The sequence below is a fragment of the Enterobacter sp. 302C9 genome (assembly GCF_034106085.1).
GTDB classification, from domain to species: Bacteria; Pseudomonadota; Gammaproteobacteria; order Enterobacterales; family Enterobacteriaceae; genus Enterobacter; species Enterobacter asburiae_B.
This window is the reverse complement of sequence record NZ_JAWNBW010000002.1, coordinates 1-15,623: the sequence shown is the minus strand read 5'-3', so window position 1 is coordinate 15,623 and position 15,623 is coordinate 1. Positions and strand designations below refer to the sequence as shown.

13 protein-coding genes are annotated in these 15,623 nt (G+C 55.1%); 5 read left to right on the top strand and 8 right to left on the bottom strand.

Annotation, left to right across the window (positions count from 1 at the left end):
• Positions 1 to 32: 32 nt before the first annotated feature.
• On the bottom strand, positions 33 to 1,043 hold the full coding sequence (locus UR289_RS05815; RefSeq protein WP_320709399.1) for a LacI family DNA-binding transcriptional regulator: 1,011 nt from the start codon (positions 1,041 to 1,043) through the stop codon (positions 33 to 35).
• A 155-nt stretch (positions 1,044 to 1,198) separates the two neighbouring features.
• Between UR289_RS05815 and UR289_RS05810 the strand changes: the two genes are divergently transcribed.
• From UR289_RS05810 to tyrR, 3 genes are all read left to right on the top strand, one after another.
• Entirely contained in the window at positions 1,199 to 2,596 is a 1,398-nt protein-coding gene (locus UR289_RS05810; RefSeq protein ID WP_143346908.1) for a YcjX family protein, read from the top strand.
• On the top strand, positions 2,593 to 3,645 hold the full coding sequence (locus UR289_RS05805) for a YcjF family protein (RefSeq protein ID WP_320709397.1): 1,053 nt from the start codon (positions 2,593 to 2,595) through the stop codon (positions 3,643 to 3,645). Before UR289_RS05810 ends, UR289_RS05805 begins: the two co-directional genes overlap by 4 nt.
• Before the next feature lie 112 nt (positions 3,646 to 3,757).
• Positions 3,758 to 5,299, top strand: coding sequence for a transcriptional regulator TyrR (gene tyrR, locus UR289_RS05800; protein ID WP_023335909.1), 1,542 nt, complete (start codon positions 3,758 to 3,760; stop codon positions 5,297 to 5,299).
• A gap of 36 nt (positions 5,300 to 5,335) precedes the next feature.
• Here the strand turns inward: tyrR and UR289_RS05795 are convergent, their stop codons facing one another.
• Both UR289_RS05795 and tpx read right to left on the bottom strand, forming a co-directional pair.
• The gene (locus UR289_RS05795) at positions 5,336 to 6,544 is read right to left on the bottom strand and encodes an aldose 1-epimerase family protein (protein WP_048979160.1); all 1,209 of its coding nucleotides are present in this window, start codon (positions 6,542 to 6,544) and stop codon (positions 5,336 to 5,338) included.
• Between the two features lie 275 nt (positions 6,545 to 6,819).
• On the bottom strand, positions 6,820 to 7,326 hold the full coding sequence (tpx, locus tag UR289_RS05790; RefSeq protein WP_023335907.1) for a thiol peroxidase: 507 nt from the start codon (positions 7,324 to 7,326) through the stop codon (positions 6,820 to 6,822).
• 107 nt (positions 7,327 to 7,433) lie between these two features.
• Between tpx and ycjG the strand changes: the two genes are divergently transcribed.
• The gene (gene ycjG, locus UR289_RS05785; protein ID WP_096151546.1) at positions 7,434 to 8,399 is read left to right on the top strand and encodes an L-Ala-D/L-Glu epimerase; all 966 of its coding nucleotides are present in this window, start codon (positions 7,434 to 7,436) and stop codon (positions 8,397 to 8,399) included.
• On the opposite strand, the gene mpaA is transcribed toward ycjG, so the two are convergent.
• Positions 8,390 to 9,103 carry a murein tripeptide amidase MpaA gene (gene mpaA / locus UR289_RS05780; RefSeq protein ID WP_167818634.1) on the bottom strand — a complete coding sequence of 238 codons (714 nt, stop codon included), beginning with the start codon at positions 9,101 to 9,103 and terminating at the stop codon, positions 8,390 to 8,392. The two genes, ycjG and mpaA, sit on opposite strands and share 10 nt — an antisense overlap.
• Positions 9,104 to 9,288: 185 nt before the next feature.
• On the opposite strand from mpaA, the gene UR289_RS05775 reads away from it, so the two are divergent.
• A complete protein-coding gene (locus tag UR289_RS05775; RefSeq protein WP_073000629.1) occupies positions 9,289 to 10,905 on the top strand; it encodes a peptide ABC transporter substrate-binding protein in 1,617 nt (538 codons plus the stop codon).
• Between the two features lie 90 nt (positions 10,906 to 10,995).
• On the opposite strand, the gene UR289_RS05770 is transcribed toward UR289_RS05775, so the two are convergent.
• From UR289_RS05770 to UR289_RS05755, 4 genes are all read right to left on the bottom strand, one after another.
• Positions 10,996 to 11,559 (bottom strand): DJ-1/PfpI family protein, encoded by a 564-nt coding sequence (locus UR289_RS05770; RefSeq protein WP_033145709.1) that lies wholly within the window; start codon positions 11,557 to 11,559, stop codon positions 10,996 to 10,998.
• A gap of 217 nt (positions 11,560 to 11,776) precedes the next feature.
• On the bottom strand, positions 11,777 to 11,917 hold the full coding sequence (locus tag UR289_RS05765; RefSeq protein WP_021240268.1) for an Ecr family regulatory small membrane protein: 141 nt from the start codon (positions 11,915 to 11,917) through the stop codon (positions 11,777 to 11,779).
• A 74-nt stretch (positions 11,918 to 11,991) separates the two neighbouring features.
• Positions 11,992 to 13,224, bottom strand: a complete 1,233-nt coding sequence (locus UR289_RS05760; RefSeq protein ID WP_320709391.1) for a sensor domain-containing diguanylate cyclase — start codon at positions 13,222 to 13,224, stop codon at positions 11,992 to 11,994.
• 92 nt (positions 13,225 to 13,316) lie between these two features.
• Entirely contained in the window at positions 13,317 to 15,446 is a 2,130-nt protein-coding gene (locus UR289_RS05755; RefSeq protein ID WP_320709390.1) for a putative bifunctional diguanylate cyclase/phosphodiesterase, read from the bottom strand.
• Between the last annotated feature and the right edge of the window lie 177 nt (positions 15,447 to 15,623).

Genomic DNA, 15,623 nt, shown 5'->3' with positions numbered 1-15,623 from the left:
GACTGCACGCCAGGGGCACTTCGCCCCTGGCTTTAGCGAAGGGAAGCAGCCAACAAAAAGTGGGTATCAACCAGCACTTTTTGCGGAGCGGGATGACCCGCAATACGCCTGAAAAGAAGATCGCAGCTCTCTTCCCCCAGTTTTCGGGTGGGGATATCAAAGCCGCCAGGTGCGGGCGTTAAAATGAGAGACAGCATCGGGTCACTGTATCCGGCTATCACCACCTGCTCCGGGATCATCAGGTTCAACTCATCCGCCGCGCGATAGAGGCTAAGTAACTTCATGCTGTCGGTAGCGAATACTGCATCAGGCGGCGTGGGTGAAGACAACAATTCCAGCGCTGCCGTAAGCGCACTCTCATGGGTATAACCGCCATCCCTGATCCAGTCCGGGTTAAGGGCAATATGGTGCTTTTCCAGACTGGCTTTATAGCCCGCAAGGCGATCGATCGAAACATGATAATCAAGCGGGGCATGCAGACAGGCAATTTTACGGCGTCCGTTTTTAATAAAGGTTTCGGTCAGCGTGGCGCTGTCATGGAAATTATCCGTGTCGACGGAATAGATATTTTGATACTCACCTTCCACTTTACCGATAACCACTACCGGTACGCCATACTCATCCAGCGTGGTGAAAAAGGATTCATTTGCCGGTGAGCTCAGCATAATGATCCCTTTGATCATCTTCTGTTTTATTTTACTCACGCATTTCAGCAAATCATCTTCGCTGCTTTTTGACGTTTGTAAAATAACGTCAAATCCTTCTTCTTCCGCTTTTGCCGTAATGGCATGCAGGACATCGGAGAAAAAAGGATTACCGGCAGTGGTTTTGGTTGAACGGGTCGAAATAACCATAATGGCATCGAAGCCTGAAGAGGTCAGGGCGCGGGCCAGTTTGTTGGGCTGATAATTTAATTCGTCAATCGCCTTCAGCACTTTTTCACGCGCTTCGGGAGAAATATTCGTTTGTTTATTCAGAACGCGGGAAACGGTTGATTTCGATACGCCCGCAACCCGTGCGATATCATAGATGGTGGGTGACATACACCTTACTCACTCCGGACTGACAGCAATACCGTTCATCTTACTGGAGAGAAAACGGCAATAGCAATAAATAAGAATTGATAATCAACGATCTGCCCCCATTTATTGTATTCTGAAGCCATGCATTCAAGGCTTCCAGGCAACGAAGGACGGCGATGAAGCGACTTAAAAACGAAATCAATTCACTGGTGAACCGTGGCGTTGACCGTCATCTGCGTCTGGCCGTGACGGGGCTGAGCCGCAGCGGTAAGACGGCGTTTATCACCGCGATGGTGAACCAGCTCCTGAACCTGCACGCCGGGGCGCGTCTGCCGCTGCTCAGCGCGGTGCGGGAAGAACGCCTGCTGGGCGTGAAGCGCGTTCCTCAGCGTGATTTTGGGATTCCACGTTTTACCTATGACGAAGGGCTGGCGCAGCTCTATGGCGATCCGCCCATGTGGCCGACGCCGACGCGAGGGGTGAGTGAAATTCGCCTCGCGCTGCGCTTTCGCTCGAATGAATCCCTGATGCGCCACTTCAAGGATACTTCTACGCTGTACCTTGAAATCGTCGATTACCCCGGTGAATGGTTGCTCGACCTGCCGATGCTGGCGCAGGATTACCTCAGCTGGTCCCGCCAGATGACGGGCTTGTTACAGGGGCAGCGCGCCGGGTGGTCGGCCAAATGGCGACAGCTGTGCGAAGGCCTGGACCCGCTTGCGCCAGCCGATGAAAACCGTCTGGCGGCCATTGCCGAAGCCTGGACGGCGTATCTGCACCAGTGCAAGCAGGAAGGGTTGCACTTCATTCAGCCGGGTCGCTTTGTCCTGCCGGGTGATTTAGCGGGCGCGCCTGCGCTTCAGTTCTTCCCCTGGCCGGACGTGGATAGGGTGGGCGAGTCGAAGCTGGCGCAGGCCGACAGGCACACTAACGCCGGGATGCTGCGCGAGCGTTACAATTACTACTGTGAAAAAGTGGTCAAGGGATTCTATAAAAACCACTTTTTGCGATTTGACCGTCAGATTGTGCTGGTGGATTGTCTGCAGCCGCTCAACAGCGGGCCGCAGGCCTTCAACGATATGCGCCTGGCGCTGACGCAGCTGATGCAAAGTTTTCACTACGGGCAGCGGACGCTGTTTCGCCGTCTGTTCTCACCGGTGATCGATAAACTGCTCTTTGCGGCCACCAAGGCCGATCACGTCACGGTCGACCAGCATGCCAATATGGTATCGCTGCTGCAGCAGCTGGTGCAGGACGCCTGGCAAAACGCCGCCTTCGAAGGGATCGGCATGGATTGCCTTGGGCTTGCGTCCGTGCAGGCAACGCAAAGCGGGCTGATTGATCTTAACGGCGAGAAAATACCGGCATTACGCGGGAACCGGCTCAGCGACGGTGAACCGCTTACCGTCTATCCGGGTGAAGTGCCTGCGCGGCTGCCGGGCCAGGCCTTCTGGCAGAACCAGGGCTTTCAGTTTGAAGCCTTCCGCCCGCAGGCAATGAGCGTCGATCGGCCATTGCCACACATCCGTCTGGATGCGGCGCTGGAGTTTTTGATTGGAGATAAATTGCGATGACGGAACCGTTAAAACCGCGCATAGACTTTACCGGAACGCTTGAGCAGGATCCTCAGGAGGCGTTCAAAACCGCGCAGACGTTCAGCGGCACGCAGGCTGATAACTTTGCCCCGGCCCTGACCGAGGAGCCCGGCGTCGAGGAAGGTCATGCTGAGGCCGTTGTGGAAGCCGCCCTGCGTCCAAAACGCAGCCTGTGGCGCAGGATGGTCACCGCCGGTCTGGCGCTGTTTGGCGTAAGCGTGGTTGGGCAGGGCGCGCAGTGGACGATGAATGCCTGGCAAACTCAGGACTGGGTCGCGCTGGGCGGATGTGCCGCGGGCGCGCTGATTGTGGGAGCGGGTATCGGGTCGGTTGCCACCGAGTGGCGGCGGCTCTGGCGTTTGCGCCAGCGCGCGCACGAGCGTGATGAGGCGCGGGATCTGCTCCACAGCCACGGCACCGGCAAAGGCCGCGCGTTCTGTGAAAAGCTGGCCAGCCAGGCCGGAATCGATCAGTCGCATCCGGCGCTTCAGCGCTGGTATGCCGCCATCCATGAAACCCAGAATGACCGGGAAGTTGTGACGCTCTACTCCCATATGGTTCAGCCGGTGCTGGATGCCCAGGCGCGACGCGAGATCAGCCGTTCTGCGGCGGAATCCACCCTGATGATTGCCGTCAGCCCGCTGGCGCTGGTCGATATGGCCTTTATCGCCTGGCGTAACCTGCGCCTGATCAACCGTATCGCGAACCTTTACGGCATAGAGCTGGGTTACTACAGTCGACTCCGGCTGTTCAAGCTGGTCCTGCTCAATATCGCGTTTGCCGGGGCGAGTGAACTGGTGCGCGAAGTCGGAATGGACTGGATGTCGCAGGATCTGGCGGCGCGTCTTTCCGCTCGTGCCGCGCAGGGTATCGGCGCGGGATTATTGACCGCGCGTTTGGGGATTAAAGCGATGGAAGTCTGCCGTCCGCTGCCGTGGATTGATGGCGATAAGCCCCGGCTGGGGGATTTCAGGCGCGAGCTGATCGGCCAGCTTAAAGAGACGCTCAATAAAAAACCGGCTCCGTGAGGTTTTGTTCACTTATCGTGCTGGCTGTCAATATTTGTTGACAGCCATCTTCCCGATCACCGTGTTCTGACATATCATTTTACTGTTATTGGCTTAAAACGGTGAATTTCCCATGCGTCTTGAAGTCTTCTGTGAAGACCGTCTCGGTCTGACCCGCGAATTACTCGATCTTCTTGTTTTACGTAGCATTGATTTACGTGGCATTGAGATCGATCCTGTCGGGCGAATTTACCTCAATTTTGCCGAAATTGAATTTAATACCTTCAGCAGCCTGATGGCGGAAATCCGCCGTATCGCTGGCGTTACGGATGTACGCACCATTCCCTGGATGCCCTCTGAGCGTGAGCACCTGGCGCTGAGCGCGCTGCTGGAAGCGATGCCTGAGCCGTTCCTCTCCCTGGATTTGAAAAGCAAAGTTGAGCGCGTTAACCACGCGAGCTGCCAGCTTTTCGCGCAGAGCCAGGAGAAGCTCAGCAATCATAACGCCGCGCAGCTGATCCCCGGCTTTAACTTCCAGCGCTGGCTGGACAGCAATCCGCAGAACACGCTTAGCGAGCATGTGGTGATTAACGGGCAGAATTTCCTGATGGAGATCACGCCGGTCTATCTGAAAGGGGAAGGGAATACCCGCGTGTTGACCGGGGCGGTGATCATGCTGCGCTCGACGTTACGCATGGGTCGCCAGCTGCAGAACATTTCCAGCCAGGATGTTGGCGCGTTCAGCCAGATTATTGCCGTCAGCCCGAAAATGCGCCATGTGGTTGACCAGGCGCGCAAGCTTGCAAGCCTGACCGCGCCGCTGCTGATTACCGGGGATACCGGCACCGGGAAAGACCTGCTGGCTCATGCGGTGCATCTGGCGAGCCCGCGTGCGGCTAAGCCTTATCTGGCACTTAACTGCGCCTCTATTCCGGAAGACGCCGTTGAAAGCGAGCTGTTTGGCCACGCGCCGGAAGGCAAGAAAGGGTTCTTCGAGCAGGCTAACGGCGGCTCCGTGCTGCTGGACGAAATCGGCGAAATGTCGCCGCGCATGCAGGCTAAGCTGCTGCGTTTCCTGAACGACGGAACCTTCCGCCGCGTCGGTGAGGATCACGAAGTGCATGTGGACGTGCGCGTCATTTGCGCCACCCAGAAAAACCTGGTGGAACTGGTGCAAAAGGGGATCTTCCGCGAAGATCTCTATTACCGCCTCAACGTCCTGACGCTGAATATTCCCCCGCTGCGCGATTGTCCGCAGGACATCATGCCGCTCACGGAGCTGTTCGTCGCCCGCTTTGCCGACGAGCAGGGGGTGCCGCGTCCGAAGCTGTCTGCCGATCTCGGCACGGTGCTGATGCGCTACGGCTGGCCGGGCAACATTCGCCAGCTTAAAAACGCCGTTTATCGTGCGCTGACCCAGCTGGAAGGCTATGAACTGCGTCCGCAGGATATTCTGTTGCCTGATTACGACGCGGGGACGGTATCGGTTGGCGAAGAGGCGATGGAAGGTTCGCTGGACGATATCACCAGCCGTTTTGAGCGTTCAGTGCTGACGCAGCTGTACCGCAGCTATCCCAGCACCCGCAAGCTGGCAAAACGCCTTGGCGTCTCGCATACCGCGATCGCGAACAAGCTGCGCGAGTACGGTTTGAATCATAAGAAAGGCGACGAATAACAAAAAGCCTCTGTAAAGAGGCTTTTTACTTTGCGTTTATTCCTTCGCCATCGGCGTGTTAACGATGTCTGTTTTTGTCTCTCCCTGAATCGATGCAATCCTGTTTTCGACCTCTTTCACCTGCTGCGGGCTGTGCAGCAGGGTATAGGTCAGGTCAAACTGCGCGCTGGCACCGGGCTGCAGCTGCTTAACCCGCTTCTGCTCGCGTTCAATCGTAACGGGGTAGGCGTAGCTGGTGCCCGGCTCAATGCCCGTGACGTAGCCCTGCTTCAGCGTATCGGTGTTCTTCCATAAGGTCAGCACGGGCAGCTGGCGGGTATCAAACTGGATTGACGCGCCTTTATCTCCGGCTTTATTGACCACCGCCGCAAGCGTTTCGTGGTTATTGTCCGCGAGCGGTTTAATGTTAAAGACCATCTCATCAAAGCCTTTTGTCGGCCCGGCATAGGTTTGCCAGTCGTTAACCCCCGCTTTGGCGTAGTCATTGAACGGGCTCACGCTCGCCGCCGGCGCAAGGAAGCGGGCGCCTTCTTCAAGGATCGGCGTGCCGAAGTTGCTGTGATAGATGATTTGGTAATCATGAGGGTAATCCGCATGGTTGGTCAGAACATCGTGCAGGCTGAACTGGTTGGTTCCGGGAACGTAGCGCAGTTCGGTCATGGTTTGCAGATCCGATTTTTTAAACGTGCTCTCTTTGATCAAACCCCGAACGCGGATCTCATGCGGGGCGGCATCGGCGATTTCAACCTCGACCTGCGAAACGGGGGTATTACCGGCCCTGCCGTGCAGGGTGTAAATTTGCCCGTCAGCGGTAACCGGGTGTCCTGTCCACTCATAGCCACAGCGCACCATCATCTCGTTGAAACCATCCAGCCAGCCGAGACCGTTGCGGCTCTCAAGATTGATATATGCCGGATTAACGACCTCTTTAACGGGCGAATTCCACCCCAGTCGGGTGCCAAAGCCTTCTACATGCAGAAGGTTCATCCCGCGGGTCGGGCTCAGGGTGATGGTGAGGCCATCTTTGCTGCTAATAATGATGACTTTGCTGCCTTCCTGTTTACCACCGTGTAAGACTTTTTGCTCAATGCTGAACGTTTGGTCTTTAACTTTCAGCTCATCACTGGAAATCTTCCAGTTTCCTTTCTCTACGCTGCTTTCAGCGCTTGTCAGCACCCAGGTTTTGGCCGCTGCATGGCCAGAAATCAGTACCGCAAGGAGCGTAAAAGCGAATTTAATTTTCATATTTTATCCTTTTTGCTGAAACGATTATTTTCTTTCGTAAGCAAATCTAATGTTTAGGCAAAAAGGGAAATGTGATGTGCTTCACTGGGGATGAAAATAGAGAATTTTAACGATTATTATGCGTTATTGATCACGTTAATGTTACGCGTCGACGTTTTTATTGCATGACTAATGTGATTTGTGAGCATTTATGCTTTAACGATTCAGCTTTAATATAATAAAAAACCCCGCCGCAGCGAGGTTGAGAATAAGTTGTATAGAATGCTAAGTACTTATTATGCTTTCAGCACGTCCAGCGCGGCAGTGTAGTCCGGCTCGGTGGTGATTTCGTTAACCAGTTCGCTGAAGACAACGGTGTCGTTTTCATCCAGAACCAGTACGGCACGTGCTGCCAGACCTTTCAGTGGGCCTTCCGCGATGCTGACGCCGTATTTCTCGAGGAAATCTGCGCTGCGCAGGGTGGAGAGGGTGATAACGTTGCTCAGGCCTTCAGCACCGCAGAAACGGGACTGGGCAAACGGCAGGTCAGCGGAAATGCACAGCACAACGGTGTTGTCCATTTCAGTCGCCAGCTGGTTGAATTTACGCACGGACGCGGCACAAACGCCGGTATCAATGCTTGGGAAAATGTTCAGTACTTTGCGTTTACCCGCAAACTGAGCCAGTGTGACGTCAGACAGATCTTTAGCCACCAGAGTAAAAGCCTGCGCTTTGCTGCCAGCCTGCGGAATGGAACCTGCAACAGCAACCGGGTTGCCCTGGAAATGAACGAGTTGTGACATAGATATCTTCCTGTTTACATATAGTTAACGTCGGGGCTAGTGTATGCCATCAGCGTATAACACGGCAAACCAAATTTTTCGCCTTTCCGGGCCGCAAGGAGTCAGTGATGAGAAGCGTTAAGGTCTATGAAGAAGCCTGGCCATTGCATACCCCGTTTGTGATCTCCCGCGGCAGTCGAAGTGAAGCCAGCGTGGTCGTGGTTGAAATTGAAGAAGAGGGGGTTAAAGGCGTTGGGGAATGTACGCCTTACCCGCGCTATGGAGAAAGTCCTGCGTCGGTGATGGCGCATATCATGACCCTGGTGCCTGACCTGCAAAAAGGGCTCACGCGCGAGGCGTTACAGCAGCGTTTACCCGCCGGGGCTGCGCGCAACGCCATCGACTGTGCGCTCTGGAGCCTTGAGGCCGCCAGGCAGCAACAATCGCTGACGTCCTTGCTGGGGGGGGCGCTGCCGGAGTCCGTCGTGACGGCGCAAACGGTCGTGATTGGTGAGCCGGAGCAGATGGCTGCCAGCGCAAAAGCGCTCTATGACGCAGGGGCCACGCTGTTAAAAGTGAAGCTCGACGATCGCCTGATCAGCGAGCGGATGGTCGCCATTCGCTCGGCGGTTCCCTCGGCCACGCTGATTGTTGACGCCAACGAGTCGTGGCATCCCGAGGGGCTTGCCGCGCGATGCCAGCTGCTGGCTGACCTGGGCGTGGCGATGCTGGAACAGCCTCTGCCAGCGAAGGATGATGCGGCGCTGAAGAATTTTATCCATCCGCTGCCCGTCTGTGCGGATGAAAGCTGTCATACCCGCGAGAATTTGAGCGCGCTTAAGGGCAGCTATGAGATGGTCAATATCAAGCTCGACAAGACCGGCGGGCTGACAGAAGCGCTGGCCCTGGCGGCGGAAGCGCAGGCGCAGGGCTTTTCCCTGATGCTGGGATGCATGCTCTGCACATCCCGGGCGATCGGCGCGGCGCTGCCGCTGGTCAATCAGGTCCGTTTCGCCGATCTGGATGGCCCGACGTGGCTGGCGGTTGACGTTTCACCGGCGCTTAATTTTACCAGCGGCGTGCTTCATCTTTGAGGCTGCCAGCGCAGTAGCTCCATCATCGCGTTTAAGTATTTTTCGCTGGCTTCGTCGGAGGAAATTGGCGGGAATTCAGCGGTAATGCAGGGCAGGCTCAAATCGGCGCACCAGCTACCGAACGATCCGGGTGTTTCATAGCCCACGCTGGTGACGAGCGGCAGGGCGAAAGCCTGCGCCAGCCACGCGCCCAGGTCGGAGTGACGCGGATCTTCAATGCAGGCCAGCGGATCGTGGAAGGAGACAACCCAGGCGGGGTGGATCTTATGGATAAGCTGGCATAGCGCCTGCGTTTCCGGCTCCGAGCCGGGCTTGTCTCCCGTCAGCAGCACCACGTCCCGCTCCTCGGCGGAGCTGTTCCAGCGATAAACCGTTTCTCCGGCGCGCCAGTTTGCCGCCGGGAAATTACGGTTCAGGTCAACGCCCCTCGCATTCGCCCGTAATCCAAGCTGACAGCCGTCCGGATTGACGGCAAGAATCACGTGGTGACGGCGCAATGAAGGCGTCAGCGTCCGCAGCGCGCAGGAAAGCGTGACGATGGACGAGTTCTCATCTCCGTGCGTGCCGGCAATGACCAAACCGCTGCTGCGATCGGCATCGGGCGCCGGGAACCAGATCAGCGATGCGCCTAAAAATGAGCGGCCATATTGCTCAGCGCCCGGCGGAAAGGCTCCGCGTTCCGCTCGTGGTCGGGTGATTGCCATACGAAATCCTGATAAAGAAGTCTCTACTGGCAGTGTTGTGCAAAACCCGCTGTTAATCAAATAGTTTCCGTAACGCTTGAGAATTGCCTTAAATCACTATTCAGGCGTAAGGTATTTGCATTTCTCTGTTTCGAAACAAATAATTACGCATCTGCTTGTTACCTGAATTCATCAAAGGGGATCTTATGAAGCATCCTGTTTCGCGTCTTTGCGCTGCACTGTACCTGTGCGGACTCTCTACACTCTCGTACGCTGCTGATGTGCCCCAGGGCACGGTACTGGCGCAAAAACAGGAGCTGGTCAGGCATATCAAAGACGAACCGGCTTCGCTCGATCCGGCAAAAGCGGTGGGATTACCCGAGATTCAGGTAATTCGCGATCTTTTCGAAGGGCTGGTAAATCAGAACGAGAAAGGGGAGCTGACCCCCGGCGTGGCGACGCGCTGGCAGAGTAACGATAACCGTATCTGGACGTTCACCCTGCGCGATAACGCGAAATGGTCTGACGGTACGCCCGTCACCGCGCAGGATTTTGTCTACAGCTGGCAGCGTCTGGTTGACCCGAAATCCACCTCTCCGTTTGCCTGGTTTGCGGCGCTGGCAGGCATCAACAACGCGCAGGCCATTATTGATGGCAAAGCGGCGCCAGATACCCTGGGCGTGACGGCGGTGGATGCCAGAACCTTACGCGTCCAGCTGGACAAACCGCTCCCGTGGTTTAGCAACCTGACGGCGAACTTTGCCTTCTATCCGGTGCAAAAAGCGAACGTTGAAAGCGGGAAAGAGTGGACGCGTCCGGGCGCCCTGGTGGGTAACGGCGCGTACGTCCTGAACGACCGCGTGGTGAATGAAAAACTGGTTGTCGTGCCGAATACGCACTACTGGGACAACGCGAAAACTGTCCTGCAAAAAGTGACCTTCATTCCGATTAATCAGGAATCGTCAGCCACTAAGCGTTATCTGGCGGGGGATATTGATATCACCGAATCATTCCCGAAAAACATGTATCAGAAGCTCCTGAAGGACATTCCTGGACAGGTGTATACGCCGCCTCAGCTCGGGACCTATTACTACGCATTCAACACGCAAAAGGGCCCGACGGCCGATGCCCGGGTTCGTCTTGCGCTGAGCATGACTATCGATCGCCGCATTATGGCGGAAAAGGTATTAGGTACAGGCGAGAAGCCGGCCTGGCATTTCACCCCTGACGTGACGGCGGGCTTCACCCCTGAGCCTTCACCGTTCGAGCAGATGTCCCAGCAGGAGCTGAACGCTCAGGCGAAAACTTTGCTCCAGGCCGCAGGTTACGGCCCGCAGCGTCCGCTGAAGTTGACCCTGCTGTACAACACCTCGGAAAACCATCAGAAAATCGCCATTGCGGTGGCGTCCATGTGGAAGAAAAATCTCGGTGTGGACGTCAAACTGCAAAACCAGGAGTGGAAAACCTATATCGACAGCCGTAATACCGGCAATTTTGATGTGATCCGCGCGTCATGGGTAGGCGATTACAATGAGCCGTCGACCTTCCTGTCCCTGCTGACCTCCACCCACAGCGGGAATATCTCGCGTTTCAACGACCCGGCCTACGATAAAATTATCCACCAGGCGACGCTGGAAACCACGGCGAAAGCGCGTAATACCGACTACAACATGGCGGAGAAAATCCTCCTGGAGAAAGCGCCTATCGCGCCCATTTACCAGTACACCAATGGTCGCCTGATTAAGCCCTGGGTGAAAGGCTACCCTATTAATAACCCGGAAGACGTGGCGTATAGCCGGACGATGTATATCGAGAAGCACTGATGTTTTATGAGACCTGGCGCGAGAATGCGCCAGGTCTGCAATACGCGGTACCGCTTCATTCGCTATGCGTGGCCCGATGCCGGGTCTCTGTTATTCTAATAGCGCATTAAACTTCGCCAGCCACTGCGGATGCGCGGGCCAGGCGGGAGCCGTAACCAGGTTACCGTCTACATGGGCCTGATCGATGCCAATAGCGGCGTAGTGACCACCGCTGAGACGGACTTCAGGCGCACAGGCCGGGTAGGCGCTACAGGTTCGTCCTTTCAGAATCCCCGCGGCAGCAAGCAGCTGTGGTCCGTGGCACACTGCGGCAATCGGCTTACGCGCGGCGTCAAATGCCTGTACCAGCTTTAAGACGTCCTCATTTAACCGCAGATACTCGGGCGCTCTCCCGCCGGGGATGAGCAGCGCGTCGTAGTCCTGCTCCTTTACGGCTGAAAAATCGGCATTGAGGGTAAAGCGGTGACCGGGCTTTTCGCTGTAGGTCTGGGCGCCGTCAAAGTCATGGATTGCCGTCATGATGTAATCGCCCTTCGGTTTGTCGGGGCAGACCGCGTCCACCTGATGACCAATCATCTGCAACGCCTGAAAAGGCACCATGGTTTCGTAATCTTCGGCGTAATCGCCAACCAGCATCAGGATCTTCTTGCTCATCTTTCCTCACCTCTATCAATAAAGATGATTAAGATATAGCCTGGCGTGGGTGAATTGCCGGAAATAAAAAAGCCCGTCAGAGCACGGGCAACATAAGCAAATGAATAAGTGATTCGTTATCAACGTTGTTGGAGGATAACGCCGCGTATTTTACGCGGCTGTAACGGAAGCAGATACCTGACATATTCGGTAGGTGAAACAAGCGATTAAACGTGCGTTACGGTGCATCGAAGGTCGGGTAAAGGCTATTTTCCAGGAACTCGACGAGATACCAGATCTCACCGCTAAAAATAAACCAGAAGCCAAATATAATAAGGAGTAAAATAATTAAGGTGAGTATTATTTCTGTTTTTCCCATTGCGGCTTTTACCCACCTGACGCTAATTGATTCGAGGTGGGCATTGTAGCGGGGCTTTTCCGGATACTCCAGTTTCATGCCGCAAGGACTTTATTGCGTCCGTCATTTTTAGCGCGATACAGCGCATCGTCCACACGCTTAAACAGCTCGTCAATACTCTCACCCTGATTGTGCCGCGCCACGCCGATGCTGACGGTAAACCGCGGCAGGCCTGGAATCGTAATGCGGGCAACGGCTGCACGGACTGACTCGGCAATCTGCATCGCGGTGTCGAGAGAGGTGCGCGGCAGCAGGATAACGAACTCTTCGCCACCCCAGCGGAACACCATATCGCCCTCCCGACTACAGGCTTCCAGCGTCCGGGAAAGGGCGATAAGCACCTCATCGCCTTTCAGATGGCCGAACAGGTCATTAATGTTTTTGAAATGGTCGGTATCCACCAGCAGCAGGCTAAATTGCTGCTGCGAGGGAAGTTTATTCAGATTGCTTTGATCGGTAATCGCGTAGAACTGGCGCCGGTTGAGTAACCCCGTCATGGAGTCACGTAACGCCGCATGTTCCAGCTCCTGCTCCAGCCTTTTTTGCTCGGTGATATCGTGGATGATGCACAGCATCAGCTTGTCACCGTAGATCTCAATGGGCCCGGCATACGTCTGAACGTGGCGGGTGGATCCATCGGCAAGGCGGTGAACAAAATTGAGCGGCTTGTGACCACCGGGCAGCGCGGCAATCGCAGTCATAATGGGCATCACATCTCGCCCCAGCGTATTGATTTCCCAGGTATGCTTACTGCACATGTCATCATGTGAATAACCATAAAAATTGAGCGCGGCCAGATTCGCATCGACGATTTGGCCGTCGCGGGCCGGATCGATTAGCAGCATTGGGGCGCTGTTGGTCAGAAAAAAGCGCGCATAAAAACCCTGTTTTTTCCGCCGGTAGGTAGCGGAACGGCTGGCCTTCAATCCTGAGAGTATTTGTTGGGAGATGCCCTCGAAAACAATCACATCGCCCCAGGGCGCGTAGTGGGCAAGCGAGAGGCGACAGCTTAACGGCGTATCCTGTCCATCCCGGCTCGTTGTCCAGATTTCGACGATCTCCTGCTCTGTTTTCAGTTCAGATACATACATCGACAGGACGGTTTGCGCACTGGCTGAATAGATCCCTTTGCGCATGTCATCGAGCGTTTTATCCCCCATGATCTGCGTTGCGGCCACATTCGCAAAAATGATCTTTTCCGACACGGGTGAAACGAGCCACACGGGTGTTTTAATTACATTCAACGCATCAAAACAAGGTTGCGACATAGGCGTTTCCTGTTCATCGACAACATGTGCCTGACAATCATGACAGAATTGACTCGCGTGTACTCCTTTGAAACATACTCCACTTAACCCCGTCAGGCATGATTTTTTTGAGAAATAAATGCGGGGTCCGTTTGAATTTTATTAATGGGTATAATCTGTTTGTCTGAGTTTATCTGCAGCAGTAGCCACGGTACCTGTTCGGCAGGTAAGGGGCGGGAGAAAAGATATCCCTGCAGGTAATCGCAGCCGAGTCGGGTGAGAACCGCCTGCTGTTCTTCCGTCTCGATCCCTTCTGCCACCACATTCATCTCCATGGTCCGGGCGATACTGATAATGGTTTCAACCAGCTTGTAGCTTTTTTCATTTTCCAGCATCGACGTGACAAAGCTTCTGTCGATCTTGAGTTCTTTTGCTGGCAGCACGCTCAGCATCAAAAGGTTGGAATAGCCCGTCCCAAAATCATCAATCGAGACAACGATCCCCTCGTGATTAAACGCATTGAGCAACTCAATGCTGCGGTCCAGATTTTTAAGCGCGGTGCTTTCCGTTACCTCCAGAATCAGCCGGGACGGAGACAAGTTATATTTTTCCAGCATCGACGAGACGATCTGGAAAATATCAGGCTGTTCAAACTGGATGGGGGATAGGTTGAGAGACAGCGTCCACTGGCTGAAACCTTGCTCAGTCCAGAAATGAAGCTGTCGGCACGCCGCTTCAATGGCCCAGTTACCTACCGGAATAATTAAGCCCGTTTGCTCCAGAGAGGGGATAAACAGATTAGGCAATACAACCCCTTGCTCAGGATGCCGCCAGCGCAGAAGGGCTTCAAAACCGTGAATGGTTTTCTCTCCGGCATGCCAGGTTGGCTGGTACCACAGTTCAAACTGATCGCGCTCAAGCGCCTGAGAAAGCTCCTGCAGGAAACCGGGTTTTGCCGGGAGCGCCGTTGACATCTCGGTCCGGTAAATCGCCCAGCCGTTGCGGCCATCTTCCTTGACGCGATGTAATGCTGCATCCGCCTTGAGCTTCAGCTCATGCAGCGTTTCGCCGTCCTGAGGATAGAGGCTGACGCCCGCGCTGATCGTCGTGCTTAACGTATGTCCGCAGACGGACAGAGGGCGTCGCACATCTTCAAGAAGCGCGGTGACCAGCGCGTTGAGCCTGTCGTCGTCACATTCCGGCACCAGCAGGATAAAGGCGTCGCCTCCGAGCCTTGCCAGGGTCATCTCGCGCGTGAGCCGGGCCGTGATGCGCTGCGCGACCGTGATCAATAGCTCATCACCGACGCTGTGACCCCACGTATCGTTAACGCGTTTGAAGTGATCGACGTTCAGGAAAATAACCGCAAATGGCTTCTTGCTCAGCAGCGCGCTGCGCAGACAATCCTGCATGCGGAGATCCATCTGGTGGCGGTTTGCGAGCCCGGTGAGCGCGTCAAAACGCGCCTGTAGCTCAAGCTGGCGGTTGAGCTGATGCAGATTATCCGTCAGCCGGTTGGTGCGCCGGTGGGAATCGATCAGTGAAATGATTAACATCACGCCGAGCAGGCAGAGCGTGGTGACCGAAACCCAGATGGATAACCCCAGCTCGCCGATCCCGCCCGGGAGGGTATGCGCCATTTCCTGAAACTGCGCGGCACTCATGCCGGTATAGTGCATCGCACAAATGGCGGCACCCATGATGAAGGCCGCGAGAATGCGATTGATAAAGACGCCTTTGTGTTTATCCCGCAGTCGGAAAGCCAGCCACAGCGCCGTGCCGGAGGCAACAACCGCAATAACCACGGACAACCCCACGAGGCGGCGATCCCAGATGATGCTGCCATCCAGCATCAGGGCCGCCATACCGATGTAGTGCATCGACACCACGCCAGCGCTCAGGATCGCCGTGGCAAAGATCAGTCGAAAGGGAGAAAGTTTTTTGCCCGCGACGGCAATATTAAGTGCCGTGGCTGATGCAACCACCGCGACACCCAGTGACGCAAGGGTTAACCAGAGGTCGTAGCTCATCATCATGGGCATTTGCATCGACAGCATGCCGATAAAGTGCATCGACCAAATGCCAATGCCCAGCGTGACCCCACCGGCAATGCGCCAGAACAGGGCAGCCTTTCGGCTGGAGAGGGGGATCTTTCCGGCGCTGTCCAGCGCCACAAAGGAGGCGATAAACGCCACCAGATAAGAGATAGCGATTAACACAGGGTCCCACGATATATTGAGCATTATGCAATCCCACGCCTGAGAGGGTTACCGATTTCGCCTGCCGGGTACATCTTTATCGGGCAACGAACATGCGCATTCAAACCATATTAGTTATTTATCGTGAAAAATGACCAGTCATATTAATACTCTAAAACTTATTAAGAATATAAAATATATTCTCTTGTTAATATATTAAGC